Consider the following 16,222-nt stretch of genomic DNA (forward strand, 5'->3'; position numbering starts at 1 on the left):
CACCATGGCAAACAAAGGCAAGTCTGGCACCGAGACGCGAAGCGAAGTGACGCTCGAACTGCTGCGGCTCGACAAGGGCTCGGCGGTGGCGCTCGTCGGCCATCCGATTCACGTGATGATGGTGCATTTCCCGATCGCGTTCGTCGTCGCGACGTTGGGCGTCGACGTGATCTACTGGTGGACGGGCGACCCGTTCTGGATCCGCGCCGGACTGTGGGCTGCCGGCTTCGCGTTCTGGAGCGGCGTTGCCGCAAGCGCGGTCGGCACGGCCGAGCTGCTGCTCGTGCGCGGCATTCGCCTGAAGGAGGCGAGCTGGTCGCATGCGGTCGCCGCGATGACGCTCGTTGCGCTCGCGGGCGCGAACTGGGGCCTGCGGCTTCTGTACCCGGATGAGATCCTGCCGCATGGTCTCGTGCTGTCGGTGCTCAGCTCGGTGATGACGGGCTTCGCCGGGTGGCATGGAGGCAAGCTCGTGTTCGATCATGGCGTGGGGATTCTGGTTTCGCCGAAGGAATGATGCAGCCACCGGCCAAGTGCGCCCGGCTCGAACAGATGCGGGGCCAGCATGTTCGAGTCGATGTGCGGCTTGGCCAGCACGATCCAGATGATCGCGACGATCACGATCAGATAAGCGATGGTTAGCGTGATCGCCGAGGCAGAGCTGAACCGGCCGCCGGGCAGATAAAGATCGTGCAGCAAGAGGCCGGCCAGCACGTGCAGCATCGCCATGATGCCGACGAACACCATCTTCGCGGTGAACCACTCGACGAAGGTGGCCTGCAGAAAAATCAGCACGGTGCCGCTCGCAATCGCGACGAAAGCGGCGGGCGAGGTCAGTTCCACGAACACGAGCCGCGTGATGCGGTGCAGCCGGTCGAGCTCGGTGCCCGCCGCAAGCCCACGGCGTTGCCAGAACAGATACGGCAGCACGATCAGACCGCCCGACCAGATCGAGATCGCGGCCAGATGAATGAACTTCAGAAGGGTCGTCACAGTGCGGGTTCTCCGACGCGCAGGCTCGACCAGACGAGCGAAAGTCCTGCCGCGAGATAGGGGATCATCGCTAGTACCCACATCAACAGTCCGGCGAGTTGCTGGTCGGCGAGCGGGGTGAGGCCCCACGCGGCGGTGGTCGCGAAGTGCACGACGTAGAGCGGCACCGGCGCGAACACGATCAACGCGCCGAGCAGGCCCATATGGCCGATCGTCGCGACGAGCGCCATCAGCGCGGGGCCGGTCGGCAGCAACGGCGAGAAGATGCTGCGCCACATCAGCCATGCACTGCCGAGCAACGTGAACTGCATCAGCCAGTAGCCGGGTACGGTGGACAGTCCCCACGCATAGGGCCCCGGCGCATGCCACAGCCAGAGGATCACCGCATGCGCGGCGACCACCGGCACGAGCGGCGGATGCGCGAGGCGCGGCAGCGGAAACGCGAGGGCGAGCAGGAGGGCGACGGCAGCGATCAGAATGATGTGATGAGCGACGCGCGCGGAGAACAATGCCGACGACAACGCGCACAGCGGTGACACGAACACGACGGCCATCAGCGCGACGGCGACCCATCCCGCCCGCGCATTCGCCGAGCGGCCACTAGCCACGACCCATGCGAGCGCCGCGAGCGCGACGAGCAACGGCGGATCTGTATTCCAGCGCAGCCACAGGCTTGCGGGGACAGCCGCGGGACCACAGTAGGCGACAGGGAAATATGGCATGGCGCGATGTCTTCAACGAGTCCAGGTGCTTCTTGAGTACACGCAACCAAACGCGTGGCAGAAAACACCTTTGAATTGTCGGGACGATTCACGATCCAAACTGATCGCTTCTGTACTCTAGCGCAAATAAACTGTTTAGGGACAGCTATCTGAATGCTGTAAGTTTCTGCGTGACAGAATGTTTGCAATTTGTCAGTCGCGGATTTATCCGGTTGGATAAAGCTGCTGTAATGGCGACGATAAGATTGCAATGGTGCAGCGCAATACTCCAAAGTTTTGTTGCCTGCGTACTATGATGGAACCATGTACGGAGGCCCGTCATGTTTTATGACCCCATTCGAATTCCTGCAATGATCGAACTGACATTGCTGGCAATCGTGTTGATCGTTGTCACAATCGTGCGCGTCAAACAGCAAAGGGAGCGGGCGAGAAATCGCGCAATGGCGGAGCAGAGAAAATCGGATAGAACGCGAACGTAATATTTGTATTTGCCATATTTCTTTAATGCGCCCCGACTGAGATTTTTTGCGGTTCTTTGCCGCTTCTTTCGATGGCTTTTCGGCATGGGGGGCGGCCACACCCGTTAACTTCAGAGTGGTGGACGTTCCAATTGGACCCACTGTTGCACGCTGGCGCGCCGCCATTGTTGCGTGGCGTATTCCTTGAGCTTGTGTGGAACGGGATCGCCATTCAGAACGAGCCGATTGAGCATCAATGCAAGGTCCATGTCCGCGATGCACCATTCACCGAACAGATTTGGCGAATGGGCTGGAAGCAGAGCATCGGCGGCGGCGAAAAGTTTTTGTGCCGCTTCTTGTGCGGTGCTGGAAAGCGGGCCGCGGCGTGATCCGTAGAAAATCACTTCGGTGGAACGCTCCTCGCGGATCGGCAGCAGATCGCTGCGCAACCAGGCCTGCACCTGGCGCGCTCGCGCGCGCAGACGTCGATCCCGCGGATAAACCGGCGTCTGCGGAAAAGCCTCGTCGAGGTACTCGGTAATTGCCGACGATTCCGACAACGCGAAGTCTTCGTATATCAGCGTCGGCACGCGCCGCGTCAAAGAGCGGGCCGCATAGTCCGACGCGTGATTCGCTTTGCTCGCGAGATCGACGGTCGAAAGCTCGAACGGCAAGCGCTTCTCGTGAAGCGTGACAAAGACGGACATCGCGTAAGGGCTCGCGAACTGCGCGTCGGTGTAGAGCTGGAAGGGCTGTTGTGGCATAGGGGCTCCGTTTTTGTGCGGTCTTTCACCAGTGCGGATTGGCCATCTCACAGGCAAGCAGGCAGCCTAGCGCCGATACGGTGCCGACCGCGCCCAGACCAACTGGGGTGTGAGCTGATAAATCGAGGCGGTGCGATGACGCGGAGTTCATGGTCGTGTGCGGCCGATTGAGTTGAAAGAGGCGCTTCTATTCATTTGACTGACGCAATGTTCTCTATGACTCGAGTACTCAACGCATCAACGTCCGTATCCCAGCGAGTAATTTATCAACTTCGGCGTTGGTGGTCAGGTAGCTGACCGACGCGCGGGCGATCTGTGTCAGTCCTCGGCTCGTCATATCGAACGGCGTATAGGCGACGCCATTCGAACCGATCGCGATGCCCTGTGTCGCCAACGCGCGTCGCACTGACATCGCGTCGAGTCCGGCGACGTTGAACGACACCAGCCCGGATCGTTCGACACCCTGGTCGAGTACGGAAACGCCCGGCATCGCGGCCAGTTCCTCGCGCAAAGTTTGCGCGGTCCGATCGATCTGCGCGCGGATGTTGTCGATGCCGATTTCCAGCGCTTCCTCCAATGCATTCGCCAATCCGCAATGCAGCGCAAGCGACGCTTCCGATGATTCCAAACGCGCGGCATCGTCGCGCAGTACAGGGTCGCCATTGGCATCGAGCGGCGCGGAGTGCGTGTCGACGAAGGCCGGCATCAGGTGAGGCAGAAAGTCCTGTCGTACATATAACAATCCGGTGCCGCGCGGTCCGCGCAGCGCCTTGCGGCCCGCGCCCGCCAGCACATCGCAGCCGACCTCGGCGACGTCGATCGGAAGTTGTCCGACGGCCTGCGCCGCATCGATGAAATACGGAATGCCGTGATGGCGTGCTATGCGCCCAATCGCGGCGGCTGGATTGATCAGTCCGCCATTGGCCGGCAGCCACGTGAGCGCAATCAGTCGGACCCGGTCGTCGAGCATCGCTTCGAGCGCGCGAGGATCGACCCTGCCGCTGGCATCGGACGGAATCGTCTCGATCGATGCACCCGCGCGCTGCGCCACCAGACGCATCGTCGCGAGATTGCCGCCCCATTCGTGCCGCGCAACGAGGATGCGTTGTCCTGCGCGCCATGGACCCAATGCCGCGAAAGCGGCACCCCATCCCGGCGAGTTGCCTGTCGTCAACGCGATCTCGACCGGCTGGGCGTTCAGCAGTCGCGCGGCGAGCGTGCGCGCCCGTTCGGTCTGTTCACGGGCAGCCGCGCCCGCTTCCATGGGGCCCATCGAGGCTTCGCGCAACAGATGCGCGTGAATCGCTTCGAGCGTGGCGGCCGACGGCAGCGACGCGCCCGCATGATTGAAGTGCGTGGTACTGCGAACGCCGGGTGTGCGGGCGCGCATTGCGTCGATGACAGCGGGCGACAGCGGAGAAGACATTGGCGGCTCCGAGTGTATGAGTTGAATTCAGACGTTCGCGACGCAAGCCAGCGGCTCGCGAATGAAGACAGCAGGCCGACACTCAGCGCTTTACGTTCGGTCGAGAATGCGCGGACTTCGCTGGTGCCGAGTCGCAACAGTTCGAAAGCCGCGTGGACTTTCGCACAGTACGCGCGGCCTTTGTCGGTGAGTTCAATGGCGCGCAGCGAAAGCAGAGAGGGTAAGGGGCGGGTGGCGCGCATCGAATCGAGCGATAACAGCGTGAGTGAAGTTTGCCGTTATACGCCTGAAACGACGCAAATAGAACCCTTACCGTCCGGCTTTATTCCTGCCACGCTTGTCCTTCGGGAAACCAGTACCGGTCCAACGACTCATCCAACATCTCGATGCTATACCCCGCCCTTTGCGGCGGCATGTAGCGCCCGTTGCGAATCACGACGGGATCCACGAAATGCTCGTGCAAATGATCGACATATTCGAGCACGCGATTCTCGAGCGAGGCCGACACGCAGATATAGTCGAATAGCGAAATATGCTGGACATACTCGCACAAACCGACGCCACCCGCATGCGGGCACACCGGCACACCGAACTTCGCGGCCATCAGCAGTACGACGATCACTTCATTGAGTCCGCCGAGCCGGCAACTGTCGATCTGGCAAAAGTCGATGGCTTGCGCCTGCAGCAGTTGCTTGAACATCACCCGATTGTGGCAATGCTCGCCAGTTGCGACGCCAATCGAACCGAGCCGCCGTCGAATCGCCGCATGACCGAGGATGTCGTCGGGACTCGTGGGCTCCTCGATCCACCACGGGTCGAACTCGGCGAGACGGCGCATGTTCGCGATCGCCTCATCGACGTCCCACACCTGGTTCGCGTCCATCATCAGCTTCAGGTTCTCGCCGATCTCTTCGCGCAGAATGCGCGCGCGCCGCACGTCTTCTTCCAGATCGCCGCCGACCTTCTGCTTGAAATGCGTCCATCCCTGCGCGACACCTTCGCGCGCGAGACGGCGAATCTTGTCGTCGTCGTAACCGAGCCAGCCCGCGGAGGTGGTATAGGCCGGATAGCCGTGCGCGAGCATTTCCTTTTCGCGCTCGCCTTTGGTCCCGGCGTGCCGGTGCAGCATCGCGAGTGCTTCGTGCGGCGTGATCGCATCGGTCACGTAGCGAAAGTCGAGACAGCGCACGAGTTCTTCCGGGCTCATGTCGACCAGCAGCTTCCAGACCGGCTTGCCGACGGATTTCGCCCACAGGTCCCACACCGCGTTGACGACCGCCGCGGTGCCCAGATGAATCGCGCCTTTGTCCGGACCGATCCAGCGTAGTTGGCTATCCGAAGTGAATGCGCGCCAGAAAGCGCCCATATTTGCGGCGATGTCTTCGAGCTTTTTGCCGACGATCAGCGGCGTCAGTGCATTCACGGCCGACACGCAGATTTCATTGCCGCGACCGATCGTGAACGTGAGGCCGTGGCCGGTGAGATTCGGTGTGTCGGTTTCGAGCGTGACGTAGGTGGCGGAGTAGTCCGGCGCGGCATTCATCGCGTCGGAGCCGTCCAGCGAACGTGAAGTTGGAAACCGGATGTCCCGAACGGACAGCCTGGTGATCGTGGTCATCTGCGCGCCCTCCGGGGCTATGGCTATCGGCTTGTCGTCTGCGGACGCAGACGGATCGCTATCGGCGCACGTCTATATGTGCGCGTTCCTGCCGCCCGTACGGGTAAGCCCGTAGTTCTCAGATACCAGGCATCCCTAGGCATCCCCAGGCATTTGTACGCGTTGACAACACGGCATTCACTTTCTAGCATGCTAGCATGTCTTCTCGAAATCAAGGCCTTCGTGAATTCCTCGACCGAACTTGAGAATGCCGCCGGTGATCCGTATGTCGCACTGCAAAAAGTCGGCGGCGGCGAGCGCGGCAGCCTGACCGACGCGGTCGAGGCGGCGTTGCGAGAAGCGATTGTTACGTTGGCGTTGGAACCCGGCATGATGATCGACAAGATCGCCGTGTGCGAACGGATGGGGGTGTCGCGCTTTCCGGTGTCATCCGCGTTGGCGAGGCTTGCGCATGCGGGTCTCGTCGAGGTATTGCCGCAGCGCGGCACGCGCGTCAAACCGATTGCGCTCGACGACATCCGCCAGCATCTATTCATCCGCAGCGCGCTGGAAGTCGAGACGGTGCGTGGCGTGGCGCTGATGCGCGACCGGGCGACGCTCGACGCATTGGCCAGCAACCTCGATCAGCAGCGCAGTCTGGCCGGAAGTGGCGAACGTCTCGCGTTTCACGCGCTCGATCTGGCTTTCCATGAAATCCTGCTCGACGCGGTGAAACTGCCGCGCGTGAAGGAAATCGTCTCCGTATCGCGCAATGCGCTGGATCGCGCGAGGCAATTGCTCTCGAGTCCCGAACGGGTCGTGCATACGCTCGAAGAGCATGAGACCATCTTCAAGGCTCTTTGCGCCGGCGACAGCGATGCGGCCGCGAAAGCGATGCACGATCATCTCGACCAGGTCGTCGCCGAATTGCACCGGTCCGCAAAAGAGCGGCCCGACCTGTTCGCGCCTTGAATGAAAGCTGGCATGAAAGCCGTTGTTCAAGCCGTAAAAAGCTCCACCGCAAAAGCGTTGGTGATATAGGCAGCCGTCGACAGATCAGCACATGAACCCACTCATTTCCGTCAACAAGCTTTGCAAGAGCTTTCCGGGCGTCAGAGCGCTTCATGACGTCCGGTTCGAACTCATGGCCGGCGAGGTCCACGCGCTGATGGGCGAGAATGGCGCGGGCAAGTCGACGCTGATGAAAATTCTCGCCGGCGTCTATACGCGCGATTCCGGCGAAATCATCTTCGACGGGAAACCCGTCGATTTTCAAAGTCCGCGCGACGCGCAGGCGGTCGGCATCGGCATCATTCATCAGGAACTGCAACTGATGAATCATCTGAGCATCGCGCAGAACATCTTTATCGGCCGCGAGCCGCGCAAAGGTCTCGGTCTGTTCCTCGACGAAGACAAACTGAATGCGCAGGCAAGCGAGATCCTCGCCCGCATGCACGTGAAACTCGATCCGCGCACGATGGTCGGCACGTTGACCGTGGCGAGTCAGCAGATGGTCGAGATCGCGAAAGCACTGTCTTTCGATTCGCGCGTGCTGATCATGGACGAGCCCACGTCCGCGCTCAACGATGCCGAGATCGCGGAACTGTTCCGGATCATCCGTCAATTGAAAGAGCGTGGCGTCGGCGTCGTCTATATCTCGCACAAGATGGACGAGTTGAAGCAGATCACCGATCGCGTCACCGTGATGCGCGACGGCGAGTATGTGGCCACCGTGCCGACCGAGGGTACCAGTGTCGAGACGATCATCGGCATGATGGTCGGACGCACGCTGAGCGACTTGATGCCGGTCGAGAGCGCGCCGATGAAAGGCGAACTCGCGCTCGAAGTGAGAAATCTCGTTGCCGGTCCGCTGGTGCGCGACGTCAGTTTCGAATTGCGCAAGGGCGAAATACTCGGCTTCGCCGGCCTGATGGGAGCAGGCCGCACGGAGGTCGCGCGCGCGGTATTCGGCGCCGATCCGGTCGAATCGGGCGAGATTTTCGTGAAGGGCGCGAAGGCGTCGATCAAAAAGCCCAGTGATGCGGTCAGGCGCGGCATCGGCTACCTGTCCGAAGATCGCAAGCGCTTCGGCCTCGCCACGGGAATGGACGTCGAATCGAACATCGTGATGTCCGATCTCGGCAAGTTCCTGTCATTCAATATGTTCCTGCGCGGCGGGCAGATTCGCAAAAGAGCGCGGCACTTCATCAAGCTGCTCGCAATTCGGACGCCTTCAGCGACTCAGCAGGTGCGGCTCCTGTCCGGCGGCAATCAGCAAAAGATCGTGATTGCGAAATGGCTCGAGCGCGATTGCGACGTGCTGTTCTTCGACGAACCGACGCGCGGCATCGATGTCGGCGCGAAAAGCGAAATCTACAAGCTGCTACGCTCGCTGGCGGCGCAAGGCAAGGCGATCGTGATGATCTCCTCCGAGCTTCCCGAGGTTCTGCGCATGAGCGACCGCATCGTCGTGATGTGCGAAGGCCGCATTACCGGCGAGCTGTCCGCCAGCGAAGCGACGCAGGAGCGCATCATGCATCTCGCGACGCAACGCGAAACCCTGAAAACGGCACAAGCCTGAAGAGGTCTATGACATGACATTGCAAACGGATACAGCGACGCTGGACAACGAAAGACGCACTTCCGGCCTGAAAGCGCGCATTTTCGCGCCGACCGCGGTGCAAAAGATGCTCGCGTTCGCGAGCCTCATCCTGCTGCTGGTGTTCTTCAGCTTCGCGTCGCCGGCATTCATGCAGATGGACAACATCCTTGGTATTTTGCAGGCGACCGCGGTGAACGGCGTGCTGGCGATCGCCGCCACGTTCGTGATCATCACGGGCGGCATCGATCTGTCGGTCGGTACGTTGATGACGTTTACCGCCGTGATTTGCGGGGTGTTTCTCACTTACTGGCATCTGCCGATGTGGATGGGCGTACTCGCGGCACTCGCGACGGGCGCGGTATGCGGCACGGTATCCGGCACGCTGACCGCGAAAATGAAGATCCCGCCATTCATCGCGACGCTCGGCATGATGATGCTGCTCAAAGGGCTTTCGCTCGTCGTATCGGCGGACAAGCCGATCTATTTCACCGATACCGAGAACTTCTACCGTATTTCCCAGGACTCGCTGATCGGCTATTTCCTGCCGGGCGTGCCGATTCCGAATGCGGTACTGATCCTGTTCTTTCTTGCGATCGTCAGTTCTATTACGCTCAATCGCACCGCACTCGGCCGCTATACGTTCGCGCTCGGCAGCAACGAGGAAGCGGTGCGGCTCTCGGGCGTCAATGTCGATCGCTGGAAGATCGCGATTTACGGCGTGGGCGGCTCGATCTGCGGTATCGCGGGTCTGCTGATCGCGTCGCGGCTGAATTCGGCGCAACCGGCGCTCGGTCAGGGCTACGAGCTCGATGCGATCGCGGCGGTCGTGATCGGAGGCACCTCGTTGAGCGGCGGCTCGGGCACGATACTCGGCACCATCATCGGTGCTTTCATCATGAGCGTGCTGACCAACGGACTGCGCATCATGTCGGTCGCGCAGGAGTGGCAGATCGTCGTGACGGGTCTGATCATCATTCTGGCGGTGTATGCGGACATCCTGCGGCGCAGCCGGAGCAGTTGACGCGGGAACAACGAAGCAGCAAATAGGCGGCAAATAAGCAGCAAACCCAGAACCATGAGCGAGAGGGGCGCGCGAAGGCTCCCCCTGAAGCTCGATAGCGGCTTGATAGCCCAACCATTGGAGGAGGCCCCATGTTGAAGAGAAGACTAATCGGTGTCGCGGTCGGTGTCGGTGCGCTCGTCGGCGGAAGTTGTCTCGCGTATGCGGACGAGCCGTATATTCCGCTTATTTCGAAGGGCTTCCAGCACCAGTTCTGGCAGGCCGTCAAATCGGGCGCCGAGCAGTCCGCGAAAGCGAACAACGTCAGGATCACGTTCGAGGGACCGGAAACGGAAGCGATGGTCGACAAGCAGATCGACATGCTGTCGGCCGCGCTCGCGAAGAAACCGCAGGCGCTCGGTATCGCCGCGCTCGACAGCAAGGCGGCCATCCCCTTGCTCAAGCGCGCCCAGAACCAGAAGATTCCGGTGATCGCATTCGACTCGGGCGTCGACAGCGATATTCCTTTGACGACCTGCTCGACGGACAACGTCGCCGCCGCCGCGCTCGCCGCCGACAAGATGGCCGAGCTGATCGGCAATTCTGGCGAAGTCGGCGTGATCGTGCACGATCAGACGAGCCGCACCGGTGTCGATCGCCGCGACGGTTTCTTGAACCAGATGAAGTCGAAGCATCCGAACATCAAGATCGTGTCCGTGCAATACGGCGCCGGCGATCACCTGAAGTCCGCGGAAATCGCCAAGGCAATGATCCAGGCCAATCCGAACCTGAAGGGCATCTTCGGTGCGAACGAAGGTTCCGCGGAAGGCGCGGCGATCGGCGTCAAGGAATCGGGTAAGAAACTCGTGCTGATCGGCTTCGACTCCGGCAAGGAGCAGAAGGAGAACATTATGTCGGGCCTGATGGCCGGCGCGATTACGCAGAATCCGGTCGGTATCGGCAAATGCACGGTCGACTCGGCGGTCAAGGCGCTGCACGGGGAGAAGCTGCCGAAGAAGGTCGACACCGGCTTCTACTGGTACGACAAGACCAATATGAACGATCCGAAGATCGCAGCCGTGCTGTACGACTAGGCAAGGCCGGCAATCGCGACTCGGGAAGCCGAGGCTGCTGGAAATCATCAAAGAGGAAGAGCCGCGCTCTTCCTCTCTTTTATTGCCGTTCCGCAACGGCTGCCATTGCCTGCATTAATCTGATATTTTATGCTTATGTGATCGCTGCACGAGCCGTCCATTCGCATGCCGATTCGGACCCACCCACCGTCGAATGCGCAGGTCATGGCTTTTACCGAACCAAGGTCTCCATTTTTCAGGTGGGTCGTGTCCACGGCCCAGAACCTGAGTCCGGATAACCGGCAGATTCTGCTTGCCAACCTGTTCACGCGGACCGCATCGATCGTTTTTGCGTCGATTTGCGAAATCAGCGTTTGCGCGACCGCGTATTATCTTTACCCGATTCCGCTGTATGCCGCGTGGGGCATTGCGGTCGTCGCGTTGCTGATCGCGCGGCTCCTGCTGATCTGGCTATGCCGCAAGCGCGCCGCGCAAGGGCTGCCCACCCCGACTTCCGCGTTTATTCTCGCGAGTCTGTTGTGGAGCGCGCTATTCGGCTTCGGCACATTGCTATGCAATATCAGCGCAAGTCCCACGCTATTTCTGCTTGGAAACGTTTGCGCGGTCGGTGTGATCGGCGGATTGGCCGGCCGCAATGCGAGCACGCCGCGGCTCGCGTTATTGCAGATCGTGTTTATTCTCAGCTTTCTGAGTATCGGCGCGGCGATGTCGCCGGGCAACGGCAAGCTCGTGCTGCTATTTCAGGCGCCGTTTTGCGCGGCCGGCTTTTTCACGGTCGCGCTGCGCAGTAATCGCGACACCGTCGCGTTGCTGCTCGCGCGCGAAAACAGTCATCGCCTCGCGCGCCAGGACAGCCTGACCGGTTTGCCGAATCGCGCGCGTATCAGCGAATTGCTGCTCGAACGCAGCGGCGAGCATTCGACGCGGCAGGGCGAGGCGTTCGCGGTGCTGCTGATCGACCTCGATGGTTTCAAGGCGATCAACGACAGTCTCGGCCATGCCGCCGGCGACCAGATTCTTCAGGAAGCGGCGACACGTTTGCGCGATCTGCTGCCGAGCGGCGATCAGGTTGGCCGTCTGTCCGGCGACGAGTTCGTCGCGATTTCGGACGACACCGGGCAGCTTCGCGATGTGCGCGTGCTGGCCGATCGCATCGTCAGAACGCTGGCGCGGCCGTTCGTGTTGAGTGAAGCGCTCGTCCATATCGGCGCGAGCGTCGGCATCGCGCTTTATCCCGAACATGCGAAAACGGGCCCGCAATTGCTGATCTGCGCCGACCGCGCGTTGTATGGCGTCAAGCGAAGCGGCAAAAGCGCGTTCGCGATTTTCGATGCCGAGCAGCACGTGTCCGACGAAAGCCTGAGCCTGTTGCGCAGTGACCTCGAAGGCGCGCTGAAGTCGTTCAACGGTTTGCGCATGGAATATCAGCCGATCGTCGATCTGAATACCGGCGCAGTAGCGGGCCGCGAGGCTCTGATTCGCTGGACCCATCCGACGCGCGGCGAGTTGTCGCCGTCCGCGTTCATTCCCACCGCCGAGCGCACCGGCCTGATCCTCGCATTGGGCGAATGGGTGCTGCTGCAATCGTGCATGGCTGCGGCGGCGTGGCGCGACAAGGTGATCGTCGCGGTCAACGTATCGCCGGTTCAGTTGCGCGAGGAATCGTTTGCATCGACGGTCACGGCAATACTTCGAAAAACGAAGCTTCCGCCGACGCGGCTCAATCTCGAAGTCACGGAAACGGCGCTATTGAACGACGACGAAGTGACTCGCCGCAATATCACCCGGTTGCGCGCATTGGGCATCGGGCTCGCGCTCGACGACTTCGGCACCGGCTTTTCGACGATGTCGACGCTCGTGCGCTTCTCGTTCGACAAACTGAAGATCGACAGCTCGTTCGTCCGCGAGTCCGTGCATGGGCGGGAATCGGCGGCCGTGGTGCGCGGCATCGTCGCGCTTGCGCGCGAAATCGGCATGCCGACCACGGCCGAGGGCATCGAAAACCAGGAGCAGCTCAATTTCGTGCGCGTATGCGGTTGCACGCATGCGCAGGGTTATCTGCTAGGCAAGCCGATGTGCAACGACGAAATCGAGCAGTGCGAAGCGGTGCTCGACGCGCGTGTTGCCGACAAGGCCGCGCCCGCTGACTTTTGATATCCGTTACCGACACGATCGAGGTCGAGATGTCGTCTCCCTGGCAATTCCAGTTGCGTATCACCGCATCGGCGGAACTCGCCGACTCGCTGCGCGCGGACCCGTCGTGCGCCGCGCATCCAGCGCTTCGTGCCGTCCTGCAAGCGCATCACGCCACGCTCAAATGCCAGTTCGATGCATTCGCCGACTATGTCAGCGAAGCCGAAAGAATCGGTACCGAGAATTACCCGCTTTATCAATGGACGCGGCAGACCATCGGGAATCCGGAAAAGAAAGCGAAGTACCTGCAATCGTTCACGCTCTATGTGAACGGCGACGAAGTGTATGGCAAGGAGGTGGCGGATGCCCTCGAGGCCGGCTTGTCAAAGCTGATCGACACGAACGGCATTCTTCGCGTTTCGAGGTACGACACGAATCCCGCGAACAATCCGCAGCCGCCCGCCCGGGTGTGACGCAGCCATTTAAATTTCACTCGGAAAGCTTCATCGTTAAGCGATGTAACATTTGACGACATGCCATAAAGTTCGTGAGAGGATGCAGTTTCATTTATTTTTGTGGGAGTGCGATATGGGACTGCTGGACGAAGTGGGCAAGATTGCCGGTGCGGTTGCCGCCGTGGAAGCTGCGGAGAAAGTCGATCCCGAAGCGGGTCTGTTGACCAAAGGCGTGGCCGCTATCGCCGGGTTCGAGGGTGCCGGCAAGCTGGAATCGCTGGTGGAAAAGAAAGAAGAAGAGAAGCAGGCCGACGCCGACAACGCTCAAGCCGCGGACGATTCAAGCTCGCAGACCTGAACGGACGTCAAACGGATTGCCGGTTGCATGCGCGTGATCGAATCACGCGCGGCACCGGCAATTTGTTTTTGTAAACCTTTCGATATCGAACCTCTCCTTCCGCTGCTCACCCGATGTTTTCATCGGGCTGTCATCGCCGTCCGGCTACGATCGTCCGTCACTTTCCGTCCGCGCTCGCCCCGCGGGGCGTTGTTGTGCGCTGGCATTCTTCCACCTGAACAACAATACCGGACATGTCGAACAGAAAAATCGTCAAGACAACGCCTGCCGATGAACACGGCGCATCGATCGTATCGCGTCGCGGCTTTCTGAAGTTCGCCGGCGTATCGAGTCTCGCGACGGCGGCGGGCGCGCTCGCGTCGACCGCGCGCGGCGCGAATAGCGGCGCACCCGATGGCACGCCCGAACAGATCCATCTGACCTGGGGCAGCGACCCGACGAGCGAAGTCACCGTGTCGTGGTCGTCGCTCGCGCCCGCAGTCAATCCGCAGGTTCGGGTGAGCGGCGTGAACAGCGGGGACCACGCGAAACATACGGTGCACGCGGTGCAAAGCACTTACACCGACGGCATCAACGGCGAGGTCGTATTCAATTATCACGCGCGCGTGCGTGAGCTCAAGGCCGACACGAGCTATCAGTACGAAGTGACGGCCGATAACGACAGCAACGCATCGCAACCCTTCACCGCGAGTTTTCGCACCGCGCCGCGCGGCCGCGCGCCATTTCGCTGGACGAGCTACGGCGATCTCGCGACGCCGAATACGAACTGGGTGCTGTCGTCGCCGCAAAGCCGCTTCGCGGTGGCGGCCGTCGAGCGCTTCCAGCCGCTGTTCCATCTGCTGAACGGTGACCTGTGCTACGCGAATCTGAGCCCGATGCACCAGCCCGAGGTGTGGCGCGACTTCGGCAACAACGCGCAGACGTCGGCGTCGAACCGGCCGTGGATGCCGTGTCCAGGCAATCACGAACTCGAATTCAACAATGGCGAGCAAGGCCTTGCGTCGTATCTGTCGCGCTACGCGCTGCCCGATAATCACACGCGTTTTCCGGGCCGCTGGTACAGCTTCCGCGTCGGCTCGGTGCTGTTCATTTCGCTCGATGCGGACGACGTCGTCTATCAGGATGCCGCCGCTTTCGTCGCCGGGCCGGCATCGCTGACGCCGGTGGCGAGTACCGGCAATCCGCCGATTCCGGCGGGCACGTCGCTGTACGTGCGCGGCTACAGCAATGGCGAGCAGACGCGCTGGCTCGAAAAGGTGCTACAGCATGCGTCGCACGATGACGGCGTGGACTGGATCATCGTGCAGATGCATCAGGACGCGCTCAGTTCGTCGAAGACCGGCAACGGTTCCGACAAGGGCATTCGCGAAGCGTGGCTGCCGCTGTTCGATCGCTATGGTGTGGACCTCGTGCTGTGCGGTCACGATCACGACTACGAGCGCAGCTATCCGGTGCGCGGTTGCAATCACAACAAGGGCAGCGACATCGCGACGGGGCGCCCGGTCGATACGTTGCAGCCCAAGCCGATCATGTCGGCGGTATCGGCGGGTGCATCGACGTTCGATACGAGCCACGGCACGATCCACCTGATTCTCGGCGGCGGCGGCACGAGCGCGCCGCTCGACGTGTACGGCGTCGATACCGGCACAGGCCTGCCGCAGGCGCGCATCTTCACGAAGCCGAATCGCCCGATGCCGTCGACGACCGCGGGCACGTTCGTGCGCGCGAGCGCCGATGCGGTCGAAGACGCGATATGGTCAGCGCAACGCGACACCGGCACCGGCTACGGCATCGCGGTGTTCGATTACGATCCCGGGCAGCCCGGCGGCGACACCACGATCACGATGAACTACTACCATGCGCCGGGCGCGGATCAGACGCCGACACCGGAGTATGAACTGTTCGAGACGATTGGATTGCGGAAGAAGCGGCGCGGGTAGAAAGATAGATTTGATTCACTGATCGGCATTCAAATTCCAGGGGCCGCTCATCACGAGCGGCCCTTGTTTTTCCATGGTCCCTGCAAAAAACAATGCCCCATTCATTTTGTTACACGTCTTACCGCCACGGACTGTCGTGGTTACAAAGCCCTTTCCGAAGCCCCGCTATACTCGGCGCCGTCTCACTAAAACAAAGACCCGATATGTCGAAGAAAATCATCCAGATGGTTGCCGTGGCTGCATTGAGCGCCGCGGCGTCGTTGCCGGCACTCGCCGGTGATATGAACAACATGCTCGGCGGCGCGCTCGGTGGCGTCGCTGGCGCGGCAGTCGGCGGCGCGGTGGGCGGTAGCACCGGCGCGGTGATCGGCGGCGCAGTGGGCGGCGGGGCGGGCGGCGCGGTCACGTCGAATCGCCGCGAACGCACCGGCGCGATCATCGGCGGCGCGCTTGGTGGCGGGGCGGGCACCGCGGCCGGCAACGCGATGGGCGGCCGCACCGGCGGGCTCGTCGGCGCGGCGCTCGGCGGCGGCGCGGGTTCGGCGCTCGGCGGCAACGTCTCGCGCTCGAACTCATATGCCAACGACTACTCCCGCGGCTACCAATCGGGCAAGCACCATCACAAGCATCGTCACTACGACTGAGACGGCTTGACATCGACGGGACCGGTCGGCGAAGAA

The 16,222-nt window shown here is 61.4% G+C and carries 16 protein-coding genes; 11 read left to right on the top strand and 5 right to left on the bottom strand.

The features are described from left to right. Window positions 1–4: 4 nt before the first annotated feature. Entirely contained in the window at window positions 5–517 is a 513-nt protein-coding gene (locus F6X42_RS11650; RefSeq protein ID WP_187634355.1) for a DUF2231 domain-containing protein, read from the top strand. On the opposite strand, the gene F6X42_RS11655 is transcribed toward F6X42_RS11650, so the two are convergent. Together F6X42_RS11655 and F6X42_RS11660 are read right to left on the bottom strand one after the other, a co-directional pair. Continuing rightward, entirely contained in the window at window positions 481–993 is a 513-nt protein-coding gene (locus F6X42_RS11655; RefSeq protein ID WP_187634356.1) for a HemJ family protein, read from the bottom strand. The two genes, F6X42_RS11650 and F6X42_RS11655, sit on opposite strands and share 37 nt — an antisense overlap. Next, window positions 990–1,715, bottom strand: coding sequence for a cytochrome c oxidase assembly protein (locus F6X42_RS11660; RefSeq protein WP_246530057.1), 726 nt, complete (start codon window positions 1,713–1,715; stop codon window positions 990–992). Before F6X42_RS11660 ends, F6X42_RS11655 begins: the two co-directional genes overlap by 4 nt. Before the next feature lie 320 nt (window positions 1,716–2,035). On the opposite strand from F6X42_RS11660, the gene F6X42_RS11665 reads away from it, so the two are divergent. Then, complete coding sequence (locus tag F6X42_RS11665; protein ID WP_187634357.1) at window positions 2,036–2,194, top strand: hypothetical protein; 159 nt, start codon at window positions 2,036–2,038, stop codon at window positions 2,192–2,194. A 110-nt stretch (window positions 2,195–2,304) separates the two neighbouring features. Here F6X42_RS11665 and yfcF read toward each other — a convergent pair whose 3' ends face one another. The 3 genes from yfcF to F6X42_RS11680 all read right to left on the bottom strand — a co-directional run bounded on the left by yfcF (window position 2,305) and on the right by F6X42_RS11680 (window position 5,981). Then, window positions 2,305–2,937, bottom strand: coding sequence for a glutathione transferase (gene yfcF, locus F6X42_RS11670; RefSeq protein WP_187634358.1), 633 nt, complete (start codon window positions 2,935–2,937; stop codon window positions 2,305–2,307). Window positions 2,938–3,166: 229 nt separating this feature from the next. After that, entirely contained in the window at window positions 3,167–4,363 is a 1,197-nt protein-coding gene (locus F6X42_RS11675) for an aminotransferase class V-fold PLP-dependent enzyme (protein ID WP_187634359.1), read from the bottom strand. Window positions 4,364–4,685: 322 nt separating this feature from the next. Continuing rightward, window positions 4,686–5,981, bottom strand: a complete 1,296-nt coding sequence (locus tag F6X42_RS11680; protein ID WP_187634360.1) for an L-fuconate dehydratase — start codon at window positions 5,979–5,981, stop codon at window positions 4,686–4,688. A 189-nt stretch (window positions 5,982–6,170) separates the two neighbouring features. Between F6X42_RS11680 and F6X42_RS11685 the strand changes: the two genes are divergently transcribed. From F6X42_RS11685 to F6X42_RS11725, 9 genes are all read left to right on the top strand, one after another. Continuing rightward, on the top strand, window positions 6,171–6,932 hold the full coding sequence (locus tag F6X42_RS11685; protein ID WP_187634361.1) for a GntR family transcriptional regulator: 762 nt from the start codon (window positions 6,171–6,173) through the stop codon (window positions 6,930–6,932). A 91-nt stretch (window positions 6,933–7,023) separates the two neighbouring features. After that, a complete protein-coding gene (locus tag F6X42_RS11690; protein WP_187634362.1) occupies window positions 7,024–8,541 on the top strand; it encodes a sugar ABC transporter ATP-binding protein in 1,518 nt (505 codons plus the stop codon). Between the two features lie 13 nt (window positions 8,542–8,554). After that, window positions 8,555–9,583 (top strand): ABC transporter permease, encoded by a 1,029-nt coding sequence (locus F6X42_RS11695; protein ID WP_187634363.1) that lies wholly within the window; start codon window positions 8,555–8,557, stop codon window positions 9,581–9,583. Window positions 9,584–9,714: 131 nt separating this feature from the next. Next, window positions 9,715–10,656 carry an ABC transporter substrate-binding protein gene (locus F6X42_RS11700; protein ID WP_187634364.1) on the top strand — a complete coding sequence of 314 codons (942 nt, stop codon included), beginning with the start codon at window positions 9,715–9,717 and terminating at the stop codon, window positions 10,654–10,656. Window positions 10,657–10,860: 204 nt separating this feature from the next. Further along, entirely contained in the window at window positions 10,861–12,810 is a 1,950-nt protein-coding gene (locus F6X42_RS11705) for a putative bifunctional diguanylate cyclase/phosphodiesterase (protein WP_187634365.1), read from the top strand. Between the two features lie 29 nt (window positions 12,811–12,839). Further along, a complete protein-coding gene (locus F6X42_RS11710; protein WP_187634366.1) occupies window positions 12,840–13,262 on the top strand; it encodes a hypothetical protein in 423 nt (140 codons plus the stop codon). A 115-nt stretch (window positions 13,263–13,377) separates the two neighbouring features. Further along, window positions 13,378–13,602, top strand: coding sequence for a hypothetical protein (locus tag F6X42_RS11715; protein ID WP_187634367.1), 225 nt, complete (start codon window positions 13,378–13,380; stop codon window positions 13,600–13,602). Between the two features lie 233 nt (window positions 13,603–13,835). Further along, the gene (locus F6X42_RS11720) at window positions 13,836–15,542 is read left to right on the top strand and encodes a fibronectin type III domain-containing protein (RefSeq protein ID WP_187634368.1); all 1,707 of its coding nucleotides are present in this window, start codon (window positions 13,836–13,838) and stop codon (window positions 15,540–15,542) included. Window positions 15,543–15,745: 203 nt separating this feature from the next. After that, window positions 15,746–16,186, top strand: coding sequence for a hypothetical protein (locus F6X42_RS11725; protein WP_187634369.1), 441 nt, complete (start codon window positions 15,746–15,748; stop codon window positions 16,184–16,186). Window positions 16,187–16,222 lie beyond the last annotated feature (36 nt).

This window comes from Paraburkholderia podalyriae (assembly GCF_014397785.1).
Lineage (GTDB): Bacteria > Pseudomonadota > Gammaproteobacteria > Burkholderiales > Burkholderiaceae > Paraburkholderia > Paraburkholderia podalyriae.